The organism is Acidovorax sp. GW823-FHT05D11 (assembly GCF_058795695.1).
Genome location: NZ_CM179502.1, coordinates 5,148,328 through 5,167,270, shown reverse-complemented (window position 1 = coordinate 5,167,270; position 18,943 = coordinate 5,148,328). Strand labels below are relative to the sequence as shown.

Here is an 18,943-nt window from a genome sequence, read left to right as displayed (position 1 = left end):
AAGGCCCCGCCATGCCCCGCCGCCCCTGCGCCCTGCGCGCCCTGCTGCTCCAGTTCGTGTTCATCGCCATCGCCTGCCTGGCCGCCTGGCCCGCCGCGCACGCCCAGGCGGGCACCTGGGCGGCCAGCGGCAGCCTGGGCGATGGGCGCCAATGGCACACCAGCACCCAGCTGCCCAACGGGAAGGTGCTCGTCGCGGGCGGCTATGGCGGCGGCAGCCTCAGCCACCTTGCCAGCGCCGAGCTGTACGACCCCGCCGCCGGCCAGTGGGCCGCCACCGGCCCGCTCGCCCACGCGCGCCGCGGCCACACCGCCACCTTGCTGCCCCATGGCAAGGTGCTCGTGGCGGGTGGCTACGACGGCAGCGCATTCATCGCCAGCGTCGAGCTGTACGACCCCGCCACCGGCTTGTGGAGCGGTGCCAGCGCGCTGGCCCAGCCGCGCACGGAACACACCGCCACCCTGCTGGCCGATGGCCGGGTGCTCGTCGCGGGCGGCCACGCCAGCGGGGGGCAGGTGGCCCAGGCCGAACTGTACGACCCCGCCACCGGCGCCTGGTCCCCCGCCGGGCAGTTGGCCGAAGCGCGCCAGGGCCATACCGCCACCTTGCTGGCCGACGGCAGGGTGCTCGTCGTCGGCGGCGGCAACGGCACCGGATACCTCGCCACCGCCGAGGTGTACCGCCCGAGCGACAACACCTGGGGCTCCGCCGCCCCGCTGCCGCAAGGGCCGCGCAGCGATTTCACCGCCACCTTGCTGCCCAACGGCAGGGTGCTTGCCGTGGGCGGAAACAGCGGCAGCGAGCAGCTTGCCAGCGCCGAGCTGTACGACCCCCAGGGCGATACCTGGGCGCCTGCCGCCCCGCTGAACAGCAAGCGCTTGTTCCACACCGCCACGCTGCTGCCCGGCGGCAAGGTGCTCGTGGCGGGAGGCTTCGGCAGCGGCAGCGCTCTCCAAAGCGCCGAACGGTACGACCCTGACACCAACCAATGGACCGCCGCCGGCGGCCTGAACGACGGGCGCTGGCGCCACATCGCCACCCTGCTGCCCCAGGGCAAGGTGCTCTTCATCGGGGGCGCCAGCGACCTTGGCGCGCTGCTCGCCAGCACCGAGCTCTACGACCCCGCCATCGGCACCTGGGCGGGCACCGGCGCGCTGCCAGGCCAGCGCACGGAGCACACGGCCACCCTGCTGCCGGACGGCAAGGTGCTCGTCGCGGGCGGGGGCGCCGGTTATGGCACCGGGCAGCTCATCGGCGCCGCCGCGCTGTACAACCCCGCCACCGGCGCCTGGGCCGCCACGGGCCCGCTGGCCGCCGCGCGCGCCTACCACACCGCCACCTTGCTGCCCGGCGGCAAGGTGCTCGTCGTGGGCGGCCTCGGCAGCGCAGGCGCCGTGCTCGCCAGCGCCGAACTCTACGACCCCGCCACGGGCACCTGGAGCGGCACCGGCGCGATGGCCAGCCCCCGCTTATGGCATGCCGCCGCCCTGCTGCCCAGCGGCCAGGTGCTGGTCGTGGGGGGCTGGGGCAGCAACATCAGCAACAGCCAAACCGCCACCGCCGAGCTGTACGACCCCGCCACCGGCCTCTGGTCCGCCACGAGCGCGATGAGCGCCGCACGCCAAGGGCCCACGGCCACCCTGCTGCCCACCGGCAGGGTGCTCGTCGCGGGGGGGAGTGGCAGCGGCGGCCCCCTGGGCAGCGCCGAGCTGTACGACCCCGCCTCGGGCACCTGGAGCGGCGCCGGCGCGATGGCCAGCCCGCGCTGGACACACACCGCCACCCTGCTGCCCCAGGGCAAGGTGCTTGTAGCGGGGGGGTACAGCGGCGCATACCTCGGCAGCGCCGAACTCTACGACCCCGCCCTGAACGCATGGAGCCCCACCGGCCCGCTCAACACCGGGCGCGCCAGCCACACCGCCACCCTGCTGCCCGGCGGCAAGGTTTTGGCCGCTGGGGGCTTTGGCGGCGGCTACCTGGGCAGCGCCGAGCTGTACGACCCCGCCACGGGCGCCTGGGCCGCCACCGGCGCGCTGGCCACTGTGCGCGCCTACCACACCGCCACCGTGCTGCCCGATGGCACGGTGCTCGCCGCCGGGGGGCGCGACGGCGTCACGGCCACCAGCGGCATCGCCACCGCCGAGCGCTACGACCCTGCCGGCGGCGCCGTGCCCCCGGCCCGCATTCCCGCATTGACCGGCGGCCCCGCCCGGTTGAGCGGCGCGGCCTTCACCCTCACCGGTTTGCGGCTGCGTGGCGACAGCGAGGCCAGCGGCGGCGGCACCAGCGCATCGCCCACCCCCTTGCCGCTGGTGCAGTTGACGCGGCTGGACAACGGCGCGCACACCTGGCTCGCGCCCACCGGCTCCACCGCCGCCAGCATCGACGTGGCCGCGCCGGGCGTGCTGCCCAGCGGCCGGTATGCGCTGCGGGCGTTCGTGAACGGCATGGCGTCCAACGCGCTGCTGCTGGGCACGCAGGCCCAGCCCACGCTGGCCCTGTCCGCCAGCGCCGTGGGCGCCAGCGCCGTGGGCGCCAGCGCCGTGGGCGCCAGCGTCACCTTCACCGCCACGCTGAACGGCGCATCCGCCAGCCCCACGGGCCAGGTGGCGTTCAGCGTGGATGGCGCGCCGCTGGCCTGCACCACGGCCACCTTCAGCGGCGGCGTGGCCACCTGCGCCACCAGCAGCCTGGCCATGGGCCTGCACAGCATCACCGCCAGCTACACGGGCGACGCCGACAACGCGCCCGCCACCGCCAGCCCGCTGGCGCACACCGTCAACACCGCCGCCGTGCCCGTGCCGGGCGGCGGCGGCGGCACGGCGCAGGTCGGCATCACCGGCGGCCCGCCCGGCTGCACCGTGAACACCCTGGGCCTGAGCGCGGCCACCGGCGCCGACAACCTGCCCGCAGGCGCCACCGCCCCGCTGGGCGTGCTGCGCTTCACGGCCACGGGCTGCGCGAATGCCACGCTGGCGGTGGCCGTCACCTACCCCAGCGGCAGCCTGGCGGGGCTGGTGCCGCGCAAGTTCGGCCCCGCCACGGCCGGTGCCACGGCGCTCTGGTTCCCGCATGGCGCGGTCAGCGGCGACACGGTGAGCTTTGCCGTCACCGACAACGGCACGGGCGACAACGACCCCGCCCCCGGCGCCATCGCCGACCCGCACGCCATGCTGCTGCTGGCCGCCGGGCCCGCCGGCGCGCAGGCGATTCCGGCGCTGTCCGAAGGGGGCTTGCTGCTGCTGTCGGCCCTGCTGGCCCTGGTGGCGCTGTCAGCGGGCCGCGTGGGAAGGCGGGTGGTGTGAATGACTTCTCTTTTTGTAGCTGTTGGCGCTTGATGGGTGGGCGCTGGGGGCTATTTTTTGCATAGAACCCTGGCAGGGCCTTGTCCTCAGTTCTGAGGACATACAAAAACGGCAGGCAACGGCAACATGGCGCATCTTCATCGCCACCAGCCCACCCATGCCATTCCCCTCCACCACCGCCCGCCTTGCGGGCCTGCTGCTGGCCGCCGCGGCTGCGCTGCCGGGCGCGGCCCCTGCGCAAGTCCTGTACGAAGGCTTTGACGACACCTTCACGCTATCGGGCAATGGCTGGGTCATGCAGAACAACAGCGCCCCGGTGGGCGCCATGGGCTGGTTCCAGGGCACCCCCATCTCTGCCTTGCCGGACCCCGGCCCGTTCGACGCCTACAGCGGCGCAGCCAATGCCTACATAGCGGCCAACTTCAGGAACACGGGCAGCAGCGGCACCATCAGCAACTGGCTGGTCATGCCGAACCGCACGCTGAGCAATGGCGACGTGCTGACCTTCTACACGCGCAAGCCGGTCCCCAACCCAACGGACTACCCCGACCGCCTGGAAGTGCGCATGAGCACGCAGGGCGCCAGCACGGACGTGGGCACCACCGCCACCGACGTGGGAGACTTCACCACGCTGCTGACGAGCATCAACCCCGGCCTGGCGGCGGGCGGCTACCCCGCCGCCTGGACGCAGTACCGCATCACCGTGTCCGGGCTGGCCGCCCCCACCTCGGGCCGCGTCGCGTTCCGCTACTTCGTGACCGGCGCCGGCACCTTCGGCGCGAACGGCGACTACATCGGCATCGACGACGTGACGCTCTGCCCCGCCCCCGCCATGACGGCCACCGGCACGCCCGCCAACGGCACGGCCGGGGCCGCTTATGCCTACACGCTGGCGCAGGCCGGGGCGGTGGGCGGGTCGTCCTTCGCGGTCGCGGCGGGGGCGTTGCCTCCGGGTCTGGTGCTGTCGGCTGCAGGCGCCATTTCCGGCACCCCCACGGCCACGGGCACGTTCAGCTTCACGGCCACGGTGACGGACAGCCGCCACTGCTCGGCGTCGCTGCCCACTTCCATCACGGTGCAGGCAGGCAAGCCGCCCCCGCCGGCCAGCGCCACCGCCACCGCGGGCGACGCCGAGGCGACGGTGGACTGGAGCCCGGAACGGTGGGCGGACGCCTATGGGGCCCCCATCACCAGCTACACCGCCACCGCCGTGCAAGACCCCGCCAGATCCTGCACCGTGACCGGCTCCGGGCACAGCTGCACCGTGGCGAACCTGGCCAATGGAACAAGCTACACGTTCCGCGTGGTGGCGCACAACGGATCCCCCACGCAACCCGATTCGGACGCCGCCGTGACCAACGCGGTCACGCCCCTGGGCGCGCAGAGCATCACCTTCCTCCCCGCCACCATCCCCGCGCAGGCTGCGGGCACCACGCTGACCCTGGGCGCCACGGCGACGTCGAACCTGCCGATCACCTACAGCGCCACGGGCGCGTGCAGCGTGGCGGGCAGCGTGGCCAGCTTCAGCGGCGCGGGCTCGTGCACGCTGACGGCCAGCCAGCCGGGCGGCGGGGCCTGGGCGGCGGCGGCGCCCGTAGCGCGTACCTTTGCCGTGATGGCGGCGCCCACGCTGGCGCTGGCGGCCAACGCCAACCCCAGCGCACTGGGGGCCAGCGTCACCCTCACCGCCACGTTCGGCAGCGCCAGCAACCCCACGGGCACGGTGAGCTTCAGCGCGGACGGCCTGCCGCTGGCCTGCGCGGCCCCGCCCGCCATCACGGGCAGCGTGGCCGCCTGCACCGTCAGCGGCCTGCTGGTGGGCGCGCACGCCATCACCGCCAGCTATGCGGGCGATGCCAACAACACCAGCGCCACGGGCGGGCCTCTGGCGCTGACGGTGGGCCAGGCCAGCCTGGCGGTGCCCGGCGGCGGCATGGCGCAGGCCAGCATCTCCGGCGGCCCGGCGGGCTGCACCGTGGGCAGCCTGGCGCTGACCGCCGCCGCCCCGGGCGACAACCTGCCCGCAGGCGCGACCGCACCGCTGGGCGTGCTGCGCTTCACGGCCACGGGCTGCGCGGGCGCCACGCTCGCGGTGGCCATCACCTACCCCGGCGGCAGCCTGGCGGGGCTGGTGCCGCGCAAGTTCGGCCCCGCCACGGCCGGTGCCACGGCGCTCTGGTTCCCGCATGGCGCGGTCAGCGGCGACACGGTGAGCTTTGCCGTCACCGACAACGGCACGGGCGACAACGACCCCGCCCCCGGCGCCATCGCCGACCCGCACGCCATGCTGCGGCTGGCCGCCGGCGCGCAGGCGATTCCTACGCTGTCCGAATGGGGCCTGCTCGTGCTGGCGGCGCTGCTGGGGCTGGCAGCGCTGCGCAGGTTTCAAGCCGGATCGGCCTCCAGCGCTTGATGAGAAAGCGCTGAAAGCTATCAAATCAGGAGTTTTTTGCCGGATGCGCTAGCATTGCCAGTCCCATTCTCACGAGGCGCCCCATGACCACTGAAGCCCTGCTGGCCTACGCCCACTTTCTGGCCATCCTGACCATGACCGTCTTCCTGGCCAGCGAGGCGGCCCTGTGCCGCAAGGAGTGGCTCAACGCCGCGGTGGTGGAGCGCCTGGCGCGGGTGGACATGGTCTATGGCATCTCCGCCATCGCCGTGCTGGCCACGGGCCTGGCGCGCACCTGGTGGGGCATGAAGGGCGCGGGGTGGTACTGGTCGCAGCCCCTGCTGCACACCAAGGTCACGCTGTTCGTGGTCATCGGCCTGATCTCCATCGTGCCCACGGTGCGCTTCCTGCGCTGGCGCAAGCAGCTGCGCGCCACGGGTGCGCTGCCCACCGAGGCCGAGGTGCGCGGCACGCGCCGCCTCGTGATGATCGAGGCGCACCTGCTGGTGGTGATTCCGCTGCTGGCCGTGTTCCTGGCGCGGGGCGTGGGCACGCGCTAGAAAGCACAAAGCCCCGCGTGCGGGGCTTTGTTTGGGGGCCAAGGTGTGTCAGGCGGGCTTGTTGCTCAGGCATTCCTTCATGAAGGCCTTGCGCTCGTCGCCCTTGAGGGTCTTGGCCTTGGGGTCTGCGTTGCAGGTCTTCATCTTGGTCTGCTGCTTTTCCTGCTTGTTGGCAGACAGGCATTCCTTCATGAAGGCCTTGCGCTCGTCGCCCTTCTTTTCCTTGGCGTCGGCATTGCAGGTGGCCATCTTGCTCTGCTGCGCGGTGGGCGCCTTGGCCGGCGCGGAGGCCGCGGCAGCAGGCGCGTCGGCGGCATGGGCCAGGGAGAGGGTCAGGCCGATGGCCGTCATCAGGGAAAGCAGTTTCTTCATGTAATGCTCCTGCGGGTAGGGGGATGGATGGCCCGGTGGACACCGGGCCATTCAGCATAACGCCACAGCGGAGGGATGGGATGACGGGGCGCCCCCGTAGAATCCCCGCATGCTCTCCGTCAAACAGGAATTGCTCGCGGCGCTCGCCGGCGAGCTGGAAAAATTGTCGCCCGGCACTGCCGGGCGCGCTGCGTTCGAATCCCCCAAGGTGGCCGCCCACGGCGACTTCGCCTGCACGGCGGCCATGCAGCTGGCCAAGCCGCTCAAGCTCAACCCGCGCGCGCTGGGCGAGCAGCTCAAGGCCGCGCTCGAGGCCACGCCCGCGTTTGCCCGCTGGGTTGATGCCATCGAGATCGCCGGCCCCGGGTTTCTCAACATCCGCCTCAAGCCCGCCGCCAAGCAGGAAGTGGTGCGCGAGGTCTTGGGTGCCGGAGACCGCTTTGGCTACCAGGCCGACAACGGCCAGCGCGTGCTGGTCGAGTTCGTCTCGGCCAACCCCACCGGCCCGCTGCACGTGGGCCACGGCCGCCAGGCGGCGCTGGGCGACGCGATCTGCAACCTCTTTGCCACCCAGGGCTGGAAGGTGCACCGCGAGTTCTATTACAACGACGCGGGCGTGCAGATCCAGACGCTGACCACCAGCACGCAGCTGCGCGCCAAGGGCTTCAAGCCCGGCGACGAGTGCTGGCCCACCGACCCCGAGAACCCGGCGTCCAAGGCGTTCTACAACGGCGACTACATCCAGGACATCGCCAACGACTTCCTCGCGAAGAAGACCGTCAAGGCCGACGACCGCGCGTTCACCGCCAGCGGCGACGTGGACGATGTGGAGTCCATCCGCCAGTTCGCCGTGGCCTACCTGCGCAACGAGCAGGACAAGGACCTGCAGGCCTTCAATCTGAAGTTCGACGAGTACTACCTCGAGTCGAGCCTGTACACCAGCGGCCGCGTCGAGGCCACCGTGGGCAAGCTCGTGGCCAACGGCAAGACCTACGAGCAGGACGGCGCGCTGTGGCTCAAGAGCACGGACTACGGCGACGACAAGGACCGGGTCATGCGCAAGAAGGACGGCACGTACACCTACTTCGTGCCCGACGTGGCCTACCACATCGCCAAGTGGGAGCGCGGCTTCACCAAGGTCGTCAACATCCAGGGCACGGACCACCACGGCACCATCGCCCGCGTGCGCGCCGGGCTGCAGGCAGCCGGCGTGGGCATCCCGCAGGGCTACCCCGACTACGTGCTGCACACCATGGTGCGCGTGGTCAAGGGCGGCGAAGAGGTCAAGATCAGCAAGCGCGCGGGCAGCTACGTCACGCTGCGCGACCTGATCGAATGGACCAGCAAGGACGCGGTGCGCTTCTTCCTCTTGAGCCGCAAGCCCGACACCGAGTACACCTTCGACGTGGACCTGGCCGTGGCGCAGAACAACGACAACCCGGTGTACTACGTGCAGTACGCCCACGCGCGCATCCAGTCGGTGCTGCGCGGCTGGGCCGAGCAGGGCGGCGGCGATGTGGCCTCGCTCCAGGGCGCGGACCTGTCGGCGCTCGAAGGCCCGCAGGCCCAGGCGCTGATGCTGCAGCTGGCCAAGTACCCCGAGATGCTCACCGCCGCCGCCGACGGCGAGGCGCCGCACGACGTGACCTTCTACCTGCGCGACCTGGCCGCCAGCTACCACAGCTACTACGACGCCGAGCGCATCCTGGTGGACGATGAAACCGTCAAGCGGGCCCGGCTGGCCCTCGTCGCCGCCACCGCGCAGGTATTGCACAATGGCCTGGCCGTGCTGGGCGTGTCGGCTCCGGCCAGAATGTAAGCAGTCACTATGAAGAAACAACAGACGGGTGGGACCATCATCGGCTTCATCGTCGGGGTCATCGTGGGCCTGGGGGCCGCACTGGCGGTGGCCGTGTACGTGACCAAGGTGCCGGTGCCCTTCCTCAACAAGGGCAACGGGCGGGGCGTGGACATGGATGCCGCCGAATCCCAGAAGAACAAGAACTGGGACCCGAACTCTCCGCTGTACGGCAAGAACCCCGCGCGTCCCCCCGCGCCGGCGGTGGCGGCGGCTTCCGCGCCCGCCTCCGCGGCGGCGCCCGAGGTGCGGGCGGCCGCCTCCGCGCCCAAGCCGGTTGCCAGCAAGCCCGAGGCGGCCAAGGCCGAAAGCAAGCCCGGCGCCGATCCGCTGGGCGATCTGGCCGTCGCCAAGGCCGCCGCCAAGGGCAACCTGGACCCGTTCGACTACTTCGTGCAGGCCGGGGCATTCCGCACCCAGGCCGATGCGGATGCCCAGCGCGCCAAGCTGGCCATGCTGGGCTGGGAGGCCCGGGTGAGCGAGCGCGAGCAAAATGGGCGGGCCGTGTTCCGCGTGCGCGTGGGCCCGTTCACCAAGCGCGATGATGCCGAGCAGCTCAAGGAAAAGCTCGACGGCGCCGGGGTGGAATCGGCCCTGGTGCGGGTGCAGCGCTGAACTGCCGCGCAGCGGGAGCTGAACTTTTTGCGGGGGCATGGCTCACATCCCCCAGACCAGAACCAGGAGAGTCTTTGCCATGAAACGCCGTGAGTTTTCTTTGTCCGCCGCCTCGGCGGTTGCCGCTTCCGCCCTGACGCTGCCAGTGGCCACCCCCGCGCTGGCCCAGGCCCGCCAGTTCAAGGAGGGCAAGGACTTCAAGCGGCTGGACAAGCCCGTGGCGCCCGATGCGCCCGCCGGCAAGGTCGATGTGATCGAATTCTTCTGGTACAGCTGCCCCCACTGCCACGCCTTCGAGCCCACGCTCGACGCATGGGTGAAGAGCGCCCCCAAGGACATGAGCATCCGCCGCATGCCCGTGGCCTTCAATGCCAGCTTCGTGCCGCAGCAAAAGCTCTACTACACGCTCGAAGGCATGGGCAAGCTCGACGCGCTGCACGCCAAGGTGTTCCGCGCCATCCATGTGGAAAAGCAGAAGCTGGCCAAGGACGACGAAATCCTGGCCTGGGTGACCCAGCAGGGGGTCGATGCCGCCAAGTTCAAGGAGGTCTACGGCTCCTTCACCGTGTCCAACCAGGTGCGCCGTGCGTCGCAGTTGCAGGACGCGTATGGCGTGGAAGGCGTGCCTTCCATGGGCGTGGCCGGCAAGTACTACACCGATGGCACCATGGCCGGCAACATGCAGAACGTGCTGCAGGTGGTGGAGCATCTGGCCGCCACGGCGAAAAAGGGGTGACGCCTCCTTGAAGGAAGCGTGGCCCTCGTGAGCCGCCTTCCTGCCAAGGGGAACGCACCCGGCGGCCCGGCAGCGCCGGCTCCACGGGTGCAGGCGTCGGCTTCCAAGCGCCGACGGCCTCGGATGTCCCAAGAAGAAGCCCGCGGATGCGGGCTTTTTTCATGGCGCGCGCCGTGGGGTGGCTACAATGACCTGCAAGATTCGTGCCCTATGAACTACCGCATCCTCCCCCACCTCCTGCTTGTCGCCCTGGCCTGCCATCTGGGCGCGGCGCACGCCGAAAAGGCCGACCGCGCCAAGCCCATGAACATCGAGGCCGACGCCTTGCGACACGATGAGCTCAAGCAGACCAGCGTGTTCTCGGGCCGCGTGGTCATGACCAAGGGCTCTATCGTGCTGCGCGGCGCGCGGCTGGACGTGCGCCAGGACGCCGACGGCTACCAGTACGGCGTGGTCACGGCCGAGGCGGGCAAGCGGGCCTTCTTCCGCCAGAAGCGCGATACCGTGGCCGGCGCGCCGGACGAGTTCATCGAAGGCGAGAGCGAAGTCATCGAGTACGACGGCAAGGCCGACAACGTGCGCTTCATCACCCGCGCCGAACTGCGCCGCTACCGCGGGGCGGTCCTCAGCGACGAGATCACCGGCGCCGTGATCGTCTACAACAACCTCACCGATGTGTTCACCGTGGACGGCAAGCGCACCCCCGCGACCAATGCGGCGGGCGATGCGCCCGCGCCCGGCAGCCGGGTGCGCGCGGTGCTCGCGCCCAAGGACCCGCCCGCCGGTACCGCCGCGCCGGAGGCCGCGCCCCCGGCATCGGCGCCGGTGCTGCGCCCCAGCAACAGCCTTGGCGGCGGCTCCAAGTGAGCGCGCAGCCCGTCAGCTCCGGTCCTGACGCCCAGGCGGGCAGCCGCCTGGAGGTGCAGCACCTGGCCAAGTCGTATGGCAGCCGCAAGGTCGTCAAGGATGTGTCGCTGGTCGTGCAAAAGGGCGAGGTCGTGGGCCTGCTGGGGCCCAACGGCGCGGGCAAGACCACCTCGTTCTACATGATCGTGGGCCTGGTGCGCAGCGACGCGGGCGACATCCGCATCGACGGCCATTCGGTGGCCCACATGCCCATCCACCGCCGCTCGCGGCTGGGGCTGTCCTACCTGCCGCAGGAAGCCTCCATCTTCCGCAAGCTCACGGTCGAAGAGAACGTGCGCGCGGTGCTGGAGCTGCAGCGCGCGGACGACGACGGCAAGCCGCTGTCGCGCGAGGCCATCGAAGAGCGTCTCACGGCCTTGCTCCAGGAGCTGCGCGTGGACCACCTGCGGGCCTCGCCCGCCATGGCCCTGTCGGGCGGCGAGCGCCGCCGCGTCGAGATCGCCCGCGCGCTGGCCACGCAGCCGCGCTTCATCCTGCTGGACGAGCCCTTTGCGGGCATCGACCCCATCGCCGTGATCGAGATCCAGCGCATCATCGGTTTTCTCAAGGCGCGCGGCATCGGCGTGCTCATCACCGACCACAACGTGCGCGAGACGCTGGGCATCTGCGACCACGCCTTCATCATCAGCGATGGCCAGGTGCTGGCCCAGGGCACGCCGTCCGAGATCGTGGACAACGCCGAAGTGCGCCGGGTGTACCTGGGCGAACATTTCCGCATGTAGACATGGCCTCCACGCTTGTCACTTCGTGTACTGCGCTGCCCCCCGAGGGGGCCTTCGCGCCTTGGGGCGGCCCGGCGGCGCGGTACGGTGTCCCCACGCTCCCCGCTGCGCGTGGTTCGCTGCCCCCCGAGGGGGCCTTCGCGCCTTGGGGCGGCCCGGCGGCGCTCAATCAATGAAACCTGGACTCTCGCTGCGCGTCTCGCAGCATCTTGCATTGACCCCCCAGCTTCAGCAGTCCATCCGGCTGCTGCAGTTGTCCACGCTGGAACTCTCGCAGGAAGTCGAGCAGATGCTCGACGAAAACCCGTTCCTCGAACGCAACGTCGACGAGGCGCCGCGCGAGGAGTTTGGCCTGGAAGCCGCCGATACGCCGGCCCAGGCCGACGACTACAGCGCGGATGATGCTATTTTTTCAGGAGCTACCAGCGCAAGCAGTACCAGCGCTGAGGCTCAAAATGATGCTGAAACACCGAGCGCGGGCGCCGACGAGCCCGACTGGAGCGGCGACGGCACGGTGGAGATGGCGCCCAACGACGCCGAGTGGGGCGGCGACGCCCCCGCCCGCAACCGCAACGACGCCGAAGGCGACGAGGCCGACGCCACCGAGCTGGCCCGCACGCACGAATCGCTGACCGCCTTTTTGCACCGACAGGCGCTGGCGCTGCGCCTGTCCGAGATCGACCGCGCCGCGCTGCGCTTCCTGATCGAATCGCTCAACGACGACGGCTACCTGGAGGATCCGCTCGAAGAGCTGGCCATCAGCCTGGCCGGGCCCGACGACCTGGAGCAGATCGAGGAACTGGTGCACCGCTTCACCGTGGCACAGCGGCTGCTGCAGAGCCTGGAGCCCGTGGGCGTGGGCGCGCGCGGCCTGGCCGAGTGCCTGACGCTGCAGCTCAAGGCGCTGGCCGCCGACGAGGACATCGACATCGACCCCGACACCGTGCAGACCGCGCTGCGCGTGTGCCAGCAGCCGCTGGAGATGCTGGCGCGGCGCGACGTGCGCCGCCTCACGCAGGCCTGCGGCGACAGCGAGGAGCGCACCCGCGCCGCCATGGCGCTGATCGCCCGGCTGGAGCCGCGCCCGGGGCGCCGCTTCGCCGACGTGGAGCGCAACATCATCATCCCCGACGTGATCGTGCGCAAGGCCGGGCGCGCCAATGGCCGCGACGGGCAGCACAACTTCATCGTGCAGCTCAACCCCGACGTGATGCCGCGCCTGCGCGTGCACGACATCTATGCCGGCGCCCTGCGCGGCCACAAGGGCGGCGAGGGCCACCAGGGCATGCAGCAGCGCCTGCAGGAGGCGCGCTGGTTCATCAAGAACATCCAGCAGCGCTTCGACACCATCCTGCGCGTCTCGCGCGCCATCGTGGAGCGGCAGAAGAACTTCTTCACCCACGGCGAACTCGCCATGCGCCCGCTGGTGCTGCGCGACATCGCCGACGAGCTGGGCCTGCACGAGTCCACCATCAGCCGCGTGACCACGGCCAAGTACATGGCCACGCCCATCGGCACCTACGAGCTCAAGTACTTCTTCGGCTCGGGCCTGGGCACCGAGACCGGCGGCAATGCGTCGAGCACCGCCGTGCGCGCCCTCATCAAGCAGTTCGTGGCCGCCGAGAGTCCGACCAAGCCGCTGTCCGACAGCCAGATCGCCGAGATGCTCAAGGAGCAGGGCATCGAGTGCGCGCGCCGCACCGTCGCCAAGTACCGCGAGGCGCTCAAGATCGCGCCGGCGAATCTGCGCAAGGCCCTGTAGGCGCCGTGCGAGCGTGTGCACGGCGCATGCGCCTGGTGGCCCGTTTTTCCGCTCCGTTGCCGTCTTTCCCTCTCACTTCGCCACCCCGTCCATGGCCCGCATCGTCTTCGACCTTCCCGCGCACTTCGGCTTCGCCACCGAAATGCAGATCTACATCAGCCATGTCAACCAGGGCGGGCACCTGGACAACGCGCAGCTGCTGAGCCTCGTGTCCGAGGCCCGGGTGCGGTTTTTCCAGTCACTCGGCTACCCCGAGGCCGACGTGGGCGGGCTGTCCATCGTGGTCGGAGACATCGTGGCGCAGTACAAGTCCGAGGGCTTCCACGGCGAGACCATGCGCGTGGAGATGGCGCCTGCGGACTTCAACCGCTATGGGTTCGACCTGGTCTTTTGCATGACCGAGAAGACCTCGGGCCGCGAGGTGGCGCGCGGCAAGATCGGCATCGTTTTCATCGGCAAGGCCGGCCGCAAGGTGGCGCCGATCCCGGACTCCATCCGCCAGTTGCTGCTGGCCCGTGCCGGCACGCCGGATTCACACGCACTTTCCGAGCGCGTATCCTCACCATCGTCATGAACCAACTCCAACTTTTTCTCCCCTGCGCCGCCGGTGTGGAGGGCTTCCTGGCCGACGAAGTGCACGGCATCACCGGCCTCACGGGGCAGGACCTGCTGGTGGGCCGGGGCGGCGTGCTGCTGCGCGCCTCGTGGCGCGACGCGCTGCTGCTGAACCTGCACAGCCGCCTGGCCCAGCGCGTGCTGGTGCAGCTGGCGCACCGCCCGTACCGCTCCGAGAACGACCTCTACGCCGCCGCCAGCGACGTGGCCTGGGAAATCTGGTTCACCACGCGCCAGACCTTCAAGGTCGAGGTGACCGCCCAGCACAGCCCGCTGCAGAGCCTCAATTTCGCGGGGCTCAAGGTCAAGGACGCGGTGGCCGACCGCTTTCGCGCCAAGAGCGGCGTGCGCCCCGACGTGAACACGCAGTGGCCCGACGTGCGCATCCACCTGCACCTGACCACCGACGAAGCCACCATCTACATCGACACCTCGGGCGAGCCGCTGTTCAAACGCGGCTGGCGCGAGGACAAGGGCGACGCCCCGCTCAAGGAAACCCTGGCCGCCGCCATGATCGCCGCCAGTGGCTGGGACCCCCACGGCGACAACCCCCAGCCGCTGTACGACCCCTGCTGCGGCAGCGGCACCATCGCCATCGAGGCCGCGCAGATCGCCTGCCGCATCCCGGCGGGCATGCTGCGCCGCTTTGCGTTCGAGAAACTGCTGCCCTACCAGGCCCATGTCTGGTCTGCTATTAAAAATGAAGCTGAAGGTGCAATACAGACAGGCGCTGTGCCTATTTTCGGCAGTGACGTCGCCTTCCGGATGGTGGATTTCGCCGAGCGCAATGCCGAGCGCGCCGGCGTGGCGGGCGCCGTGCAGCTGCGCGGAGGCGATGCGCTGCAGCGCATGCCGCCGTGCGAGCAGCCCGGCGTGATGCTCCTGAACCCCCCGTACGGCGAACGCATCGCCGCGGCCGGTGCCGCGGGCCGCAATGCCAGCGAGCGCGCGGCCGACCGTGCCCAGGGCCTGGCCGTGGGCCGTGAAGAAGCCCATACCGACGATGGCGGCGAGTTCTTCAGCCAGCTGGCCGCGCACTGGAAGAAGAACTACAGCGGCTGGACGGCCTGGATGCTCACGCCCGACCTCAAGCTGCCCGGCAAGATGCGCCTGAAGGAGTCGCGCCGCGTGCCGATGTGGAACGGCCCCATCGAATGCCGCATGTTTCGCTTCGACATGATCAAGGGCGCCGTGCGCGACCGCGGTGCCAAGGCGCCGCCCCAGGCGCCCGATGCCGGCGGCCCGCGCGATGCGGGTTGAGCTTTCGCTGCCCGCCGAGGCCGCTGAGGGCGAGCCCGCGCGCCCCGTGGTGGTGGACACCAACGTGGCGCTGGACCTGCTGATCTTCAGCGACCCGCGTACCGCGCCGCTGCGCACGCTGCTGGCCCAGGGGCGCCTGTCATGGATCGCCACGCAGGTCATGCGCGATGAGCTGGAGCGGGTGTTGGCCTACCCGCACATCGCAGAGCGCATGGACTACTACCGCGTGGACGCGGCGCAGGTGCTTGCCGTCTTCGAAGCAGAGGTCCGCCTGGTGGACATCGCGCCGCGCATCACCTACGTCTGCAAGGACGCGGACGACCAGAAGTTCATCGACCTGGCGGCGGCGCACCGGGCGATCTTGCTGAGCAAGGACAAAGCGGTGATCTGCATGCGCAAGCGGTTGGCGAACCTGGGGGCGGATGTGGCGACGGAGGTGGTGCTGGAGCGTGCTGCTGTTGATGAGAGCATCCTCATCGCGGTTTAGTAACGTGAATTTTGCTAAAAAAACAGCATTACGCACGACGCAGCAATCGAAATAACGAAGCTCACAATTACGGTGGTTCGAATTGTTTCAAGCTGATTGTGCCGTCTGGTGCCATCACCGATGCTAAATGTTTCCATCGGGAAAAATTTATCTCTAATTTTATTTAAGGTAATGGCAATAACCCATGGAATGAGTCCTGATAGTATTCCTGCGATCTTTAAATCTCCGGAGAAGCTATTCTGTGCGACTTCTTTCATTTTTCCCATAATTAATGCGGCTAACAATAGAATGGTGGCTGCCATCACCATTAATCCTAGAAGCAAATTTTCCCAATTGGTTCTTGCGACAATCGAGTACCATGGGCGCATGGATTCTATGAGGTCTTCGAAAAATTCGTTTAAGCGGGTGGCGGTTGTTTCGGTTGCATCAACTGCAAAAGAGACGTTGGATTGACGCTGTGAACTAAAAGACATAGAGCATCGTTGCCCGAATGCGCTATCGCGTGCAATGAACTCTAGCTCTGTAATTTCAGTTTTCTTTGCATTTCTGAAACTGCATAGTTCATCGAGATCTTCAAAAGATCTTGTTAGGCCATCTGCACTGGTTGCGCTCAAAGATATTTTTGGAAGATCAACCGAAAGTTTTTTGTGAATTTTCTGAATATCATCCCATGTTAAAACGAAGGCTGTAGTGATCCTGCAGCGGCGGCTGATTTGCATCTTTGCTCCGGCTTAGTAATTAATTTCAGTTTCAGGGGGGCGTGAGCTTGGTGCATGCCGTCAGCAAGTCATACGCCGCCCGCACCCGCTGCAAGTCCCGCCCCAGCTTGCGGCTCGCAGGCAGTTGCCGCATCCACCCCATCCGGCGAACGCTGGTCGCCAGCACCTCCCGCATCTCCGTGCTCCCCTGCGCCACCCACGCCGCCCAGCACTCGCGCCCCTCGCCCAGCGTGCCGCTCTGGTGCAGATAGATGGCCGTGGAGTGCGCATAGCACAGCGCATCGCGCACATGGCATACCGGCAGCGGCAGCACGGACGCAGGATCGTCCTCGAAGTCGATGCAGGCCACTTCGCCATCGGGGCAGCGCACCAGGTTGCGCGCAAAGGCCTGGCTCAGGCACGTGCCCTGGCGGTGCACATGGGCGAGTGTGTCCAGCCCCTGTTGCCACAGCGCCAGCACGGCCGCCGTGTCGCCCGCCTGCACGGCATGGTCGATCTCGTTGCCCAGCGAATGGGTCTCCTCCCCCGTGCGGCCCAGGTGCCGCATCGCGAAGCCATCTCGCTGCGCGGCCAGCACCACGGGCACGCGCACACCCCGCGCCGCCAGGTCCGTGAGGCGCCGCACCTCGGTGGCGATGGCGGCGGTGCCGCCGGGGTTGGGCACGGGGCGCAGCACCGGGAGCCGCAGCAGGCCGGCCAGCACGGCCATGGCGCGGTAGCGCCCCGTGCCGTGGGGCGCGCCCGCGCGCTTGATCCAGATCTGTTCGCCGCCCAGCACGTGGGCCATCACCGCGTGAAGCTGCGTGGCCAGGTGCTGCTGCAGGAAGGCGCCGTAGTCGGCGGTGGCCCCGGGGATGTCCATCGTCATACGGCCGCGTCCCCTGCCACCGCGGCGGCGGTGCCTGCCGCCGCCGCATGGACCAGCTCCACATGGTGCGGGATGGAGGGCTCCAGCGCGGGCTCGCTGGCCTGGAAGCTGTGCGCGCTGGCCAGGGGCCAGTACAGGCGGAACACGTTGTGCTGCGCGTCCAGCGGGCCCAGCAGCGCGCCGGGCAGCATGCGCGTGATGAGGTTGGACAAGAGGCGCACCTCGGTGTCGCTGATGCGGCGCACGATGTGGTGGGCCGTGATGTCCTTGGGGTGGGTGAGGCCGGCGGCCTGCACCAGCTCCTGCAGCGCGTGTAGCGTGCTGCGGTGGAACTGCGCCACGCGCGTGGCCTTGTCGGGCACCACCAGGGCCTGCTGGCGCAGCGGGTCCTGCGTGGTCACGCCCGTGGGGCAGTGGCCGGTGTGGCAGCTTTGCGCCTGGATGCAGCCCAGCGCCATCATGAAGCCGCGCCCCGCGTTGCACCAGTCGGCGCCCAGCGCCATCATGCGGGCGATGTCGAAGGCGCTGATGACCTTGCCCGCGCAGCCGATGCGCACGCGGTCGCGCAGGTTCACGCCCACCAGGGTGTTGTGCACCAGCAGCAGGCCCTCCTGCAGCGGCGCGCCCACGTGGTCGCTGAACTCCACCGGGGCCGCGCCGGTGCCGCCCTCGGCGCCGTCGACCACGATGAAGTCGGGCGTGATGCCCGTGACCAGCATGGCCTTGACGATGGCGAACCACTCCCACGGGTGGCCCAGGCAGAACTTGAAGCCCGTGGGCTTGCCGCCCGAGAGCGTGCGCAGCCTGGCGATGAACTGCATCATCTCCACCGGGTTGCGGAAGGCGCTGTGGCTGGCGGGCGAGATGCAGGCCTCGCCTTCCTTCACGCCGCGCGCGGCCGCGATCTCGGCCGTGACCTTGGCCCCGGGCAGCACGCCGCCGTGGCCGGGCTTGGCGCCCTGGCTCAGCTTCAGCTCGATCATCTTGACCTGCGGGTCGGTGGCGTTGGCCGCAAAACGCTCTTCGCTGAACGTGCCGTCGGGATTGCGGCAGCCGAAGTAGCCCGAGCCGATCTCCCAGATCAGGTCGCCGCCGTGCACGCGGTGGTGCTGGCTGATGCTGCCCTCGCCCGTGTCGTGCGCGAAGCCGCCCTTCCTGGCGCCCTGGTTGAGCGCCAGGATGGCGTTGGCCGACAGCGCGCCAAAGCTCATGGCCGAGATGTTGAACACGCTCGCGTGGTAGGGCTGGGTACAGGGCGCCACGGACGGCGACGGTGCATCGGGGTTGCCGCCGATCCACACGCGAAAGTCGTGCGACGGCAGCTGCGTGGGCGCGAGCGAGTGGTTGACCCATTCGTAGCCCTGCGCGCCCACGTCCAGGTGGGTGCCGAAGGGGCGGTTGTCCGGGTCGCCCTTGGCGCGCTGGTACACCAGCGAGCGCTGCGCGCGCGAGAACGGCGCGGCCTCGCTGTCGCTCTCGATGAAATATTGGCGCACCTCGGGCCGCACGTATTCGAGCATGAAGCGGATGTGGCCGATGACCGGGTAGTTGCGCAGGATGGCGTGGCGCGACTGCTGCAGGTCGTACACGCCCACGGCCACCAGGGCGGCGAACACCAGCACCACGGGCAGTCCCACGCTAAAGGCCACCAGCGCGAACAGCGACAGCAGCAGCCCGAAAACGCACAGCGCGAAGGCCGTGTAGCGCACCGGGTACAGGGAGTTCAGTTGGTGGATCATGGGGGT

General features: G+C 69.4%; 16 protein-coding genes. 12 read left to right on the top strand and 4 right to left on the bottom strand.

Annotation, left to right across the window (positions count from 1 at the left end):
- Window positions 1-11: 11 nt before the first annotated feature.
- The 3 genes from AC3RCE_RS23815 to AC3RCE_RS23805 all read left to right on the top strand — a co-directional run bounded on the left by AC3RCE_RS23815 (window position 12) and on the right by AC3RCE_RS23805 (window position 6,257).
- Window positions 12-3,305 (top strand): IPTL-CTERM sorting domain-containing protein, encoded by a 3,294-nt coding sequence (locus tag AC3RCE_RS23815; RefSeq protein WP_492254102.1) that lies wholly within the window; start codon window positions 12-14, stop codon window positions 3,303-3,305.
- Window positions 3,306-3,462: 157 nt separating this feature from the next.
- Window positions 3,463-5,718 carry an IPTL-CTERM sorting domain-containing protein gene (locus AC3RCE_RS23810; protein WP_492254101.1) on the top strand — a complete coding sequence of 752 codons (2,256 nt, stop codon included), beginning with the start codon at window positions 3,463-3,465 and terminating at the stop codon, window positions 5,716-5,718.
- 83 nt (window positions 5,719-5,801) lie between these two features.
- Window positions 5,802-6,257 carry a DUF2214 family protein gene (locus AC3RCE_RS23805; RefSeq protein WP_218296750.1) on the top strand — a complete coding sequence of 152 codons (456 nt, stop codon included), beginning with the start codon at window positions 5,802-5,804 and terminating at the stop codon, window positions 6,255-6,257.
- A gap of 48 nt (window positions 6,258-6,305) precedes the next feature.
- Here AC3RCE_RS23805 and AC3RCE_RS23800 read toward each other — a convergent pair whose 3' ends face one another.
- Window positions 6,306-6,629: a PsiF family protein gene (locus AC3RCE_RS23800; protein WP_492254100.1), complete on the bottom strand. Its 324-nt coding sequence runs from the start codon at window positions 6,627-6,629 to the stop codon at window positions 6,306-6,308.
- Between the two features lie 109 nt (window positions 6,630-6,738).
- Between AC3RCE_RS23800 and argS the strand changes: the two genes are divergently transcribed.
- The 9 genes from argS to AC3RCE_RS23755 all read left to right on the top strand — a co-directional run bounded on the left by argS (window position 6,739) and on the right by AC3RCE_RS23755 (window position 15,611).
- Window positions 6,739-8,448, top strand: coding sequence for an arginine--tRNA ligase (gene argS, locus AC3RCE_RS23795; RefSeq protein WP_218341193.1), 1,710 nt, complete (start codon window positions 6,739-6,741; stop codon window positions 8,446-8,448).
- A 9-nt stretch (window positions 8,449-8,457) separates the two neighbouring features.
- Window positions 8,458-9,102 (top strand): SPOR domain-containing protein, encoded by a 645-nt coding sequence (locus tag AC3RCE_RS23790; protein WP_218296753.1) that lies wholly within the window; start codon window positions 8,458-8,460, stop codon window positions 9,100-9,102.
- 79 nt (window positions 9,103-9,181) lie between these two features.
- Window positions 9,182-9,838, top strand: coding sequence for a thiol:disulfide interchange protein DsbA/DsbL (locus AC3RCE_RS23785; protein ID WP_218296754.1), 657 nt, complete (start codon window positions 9,182-9,184; stop codon window positions 9,836-9,838).
- A 210-nt stretch (window positions 9,839-10,048) separates the two neighbouring features.
- Window positions 10,049-10,705 (top strand): lipopolysaccharide transport periplasmic protein LptA, encoded by a 657-nt coding sequence (gene lptA, locus AC3RCE_RS23780; RefSeq protein WP_218296755.1) that lies wholly within the window; start codon window positions 10,049-10,051, stop codon window positions 10,703-10,705.
- Complete coding sequence (gene lptB, locus AC3RCE_RS23775) at window positions 10,702-11,487, top strand: LPS export ABC transporter ATP-binding protein (protein WP_492254099.1); 786 nt, start codon at window positions 10,702-10,704, stop codon at window positions 11,485-11,487. The genes lptA and lptB overlap by 4 nt, the downstream gene beginning before the upstream one ends.
- 172 nt (window positions 11,488-11,659) lie before the next feature.
- A complete protein-coding gene (locus AC3RCE_RS23770; protein WP_492254098.1) occupies window positions 11,660-13,249 on the top strand; it encodes an RNA polymerase factor sigma-54 in 1,590 nt (529 codons plus the stop codon).
- A 91-nt stretch (window positions 13,250-13,340) separates the two neighbouring features.
- Complete coding sequence (locus AC3RCE_RS23765) at window positions 13,341-13,823, top strand: acyl-CoA thioesterase (protein WP_218341196.1); 483 nt, start codon at window positions 13,341-13,343, stop codon at window positions 13,821-13,823.
- Window positions 13,820-15,124, top strand: coding sequence for a THUMP domain-containing class I SAM-dependent RNA methyltransferase (locus AC3RCE_RS23760; protein WP_492254097.1), 1,305 nt, complete (start codon window positions 13,820-13,822; stop codon window positions 15,122-15,124). The genes AC3RCE_RS23765 and AC3RCE_RS23760 overlap by 4 nt, the downstream gene beginning before the upstream one ends.
- Window positions 15,114-15,611 (top strand): putative toxin-antitoxin system toxin component, PIN family, encoded by a 498-nt coding sequence (locus AC3RCE_RS23755; RefSeq protein WP_492254096.1) that lies wholly within the window; start codon window positions 15,114-15,116, stop codon window positions 15,609-15,611. Before AC3RCE_RS23760 ends, AC3RCE_RS23755 begins: the two co-directional genes overlap by 11 nt.
- Before the next feature lie 14 nt (window positions 15,612-15,625).
- On the opposite strand, the gene AC3RCE_RS23750 is transcribed toward AC3RCE_RS23755, so the two are convergent.
- The 3 genes from AC3RCE_RS23750 to AC3RCE_RS23740 are packed head-to-tail and all read right to left on the bottom strand — an operon-like array spanning window position 15,626 to window position 18,937.
- Window positions 15,626-16,330: a hypothetical protein gene (locus AC3RCE_RS23750; RefSeq protein WP_492254095.1), complete on the bottom strand. Its 705-nt coding sequence runs from the start codon at window positions 16,328-16,330 to the stop codon at window positions 15,626-15,628.
- A gap of 31 nt (window positions 16,331-16,361) precedes the next feature.
- Window positions 16,362-17,198: a BUD32 family EKC/KEOPS complex subunit gene (locus tag AC3RCE_RS23745; protein WP_492254094.1), complete on the bottom strand. Its 837-nt coding sequence runs from the start codon at window positions 17,196-17,198 to the stop codon at window positions 16,362-16,364.
- Entirely contained in the window at window positions 17,195-18,937 is a 1,743-nt protein-coding gene (locus AC3RCE_RS23740; protein WP_218341201.1) for an FMN-binding glutamate synthase family protein, read from the bottom strand. The genes AC3RCE_RS23745 and AC3RCE_RS23740 overlap by 4 nt, the downstream gene beginning before the upstream one ends.
- Window positions 18,938-18,943 lie beyond the last annotated feature (6 nt).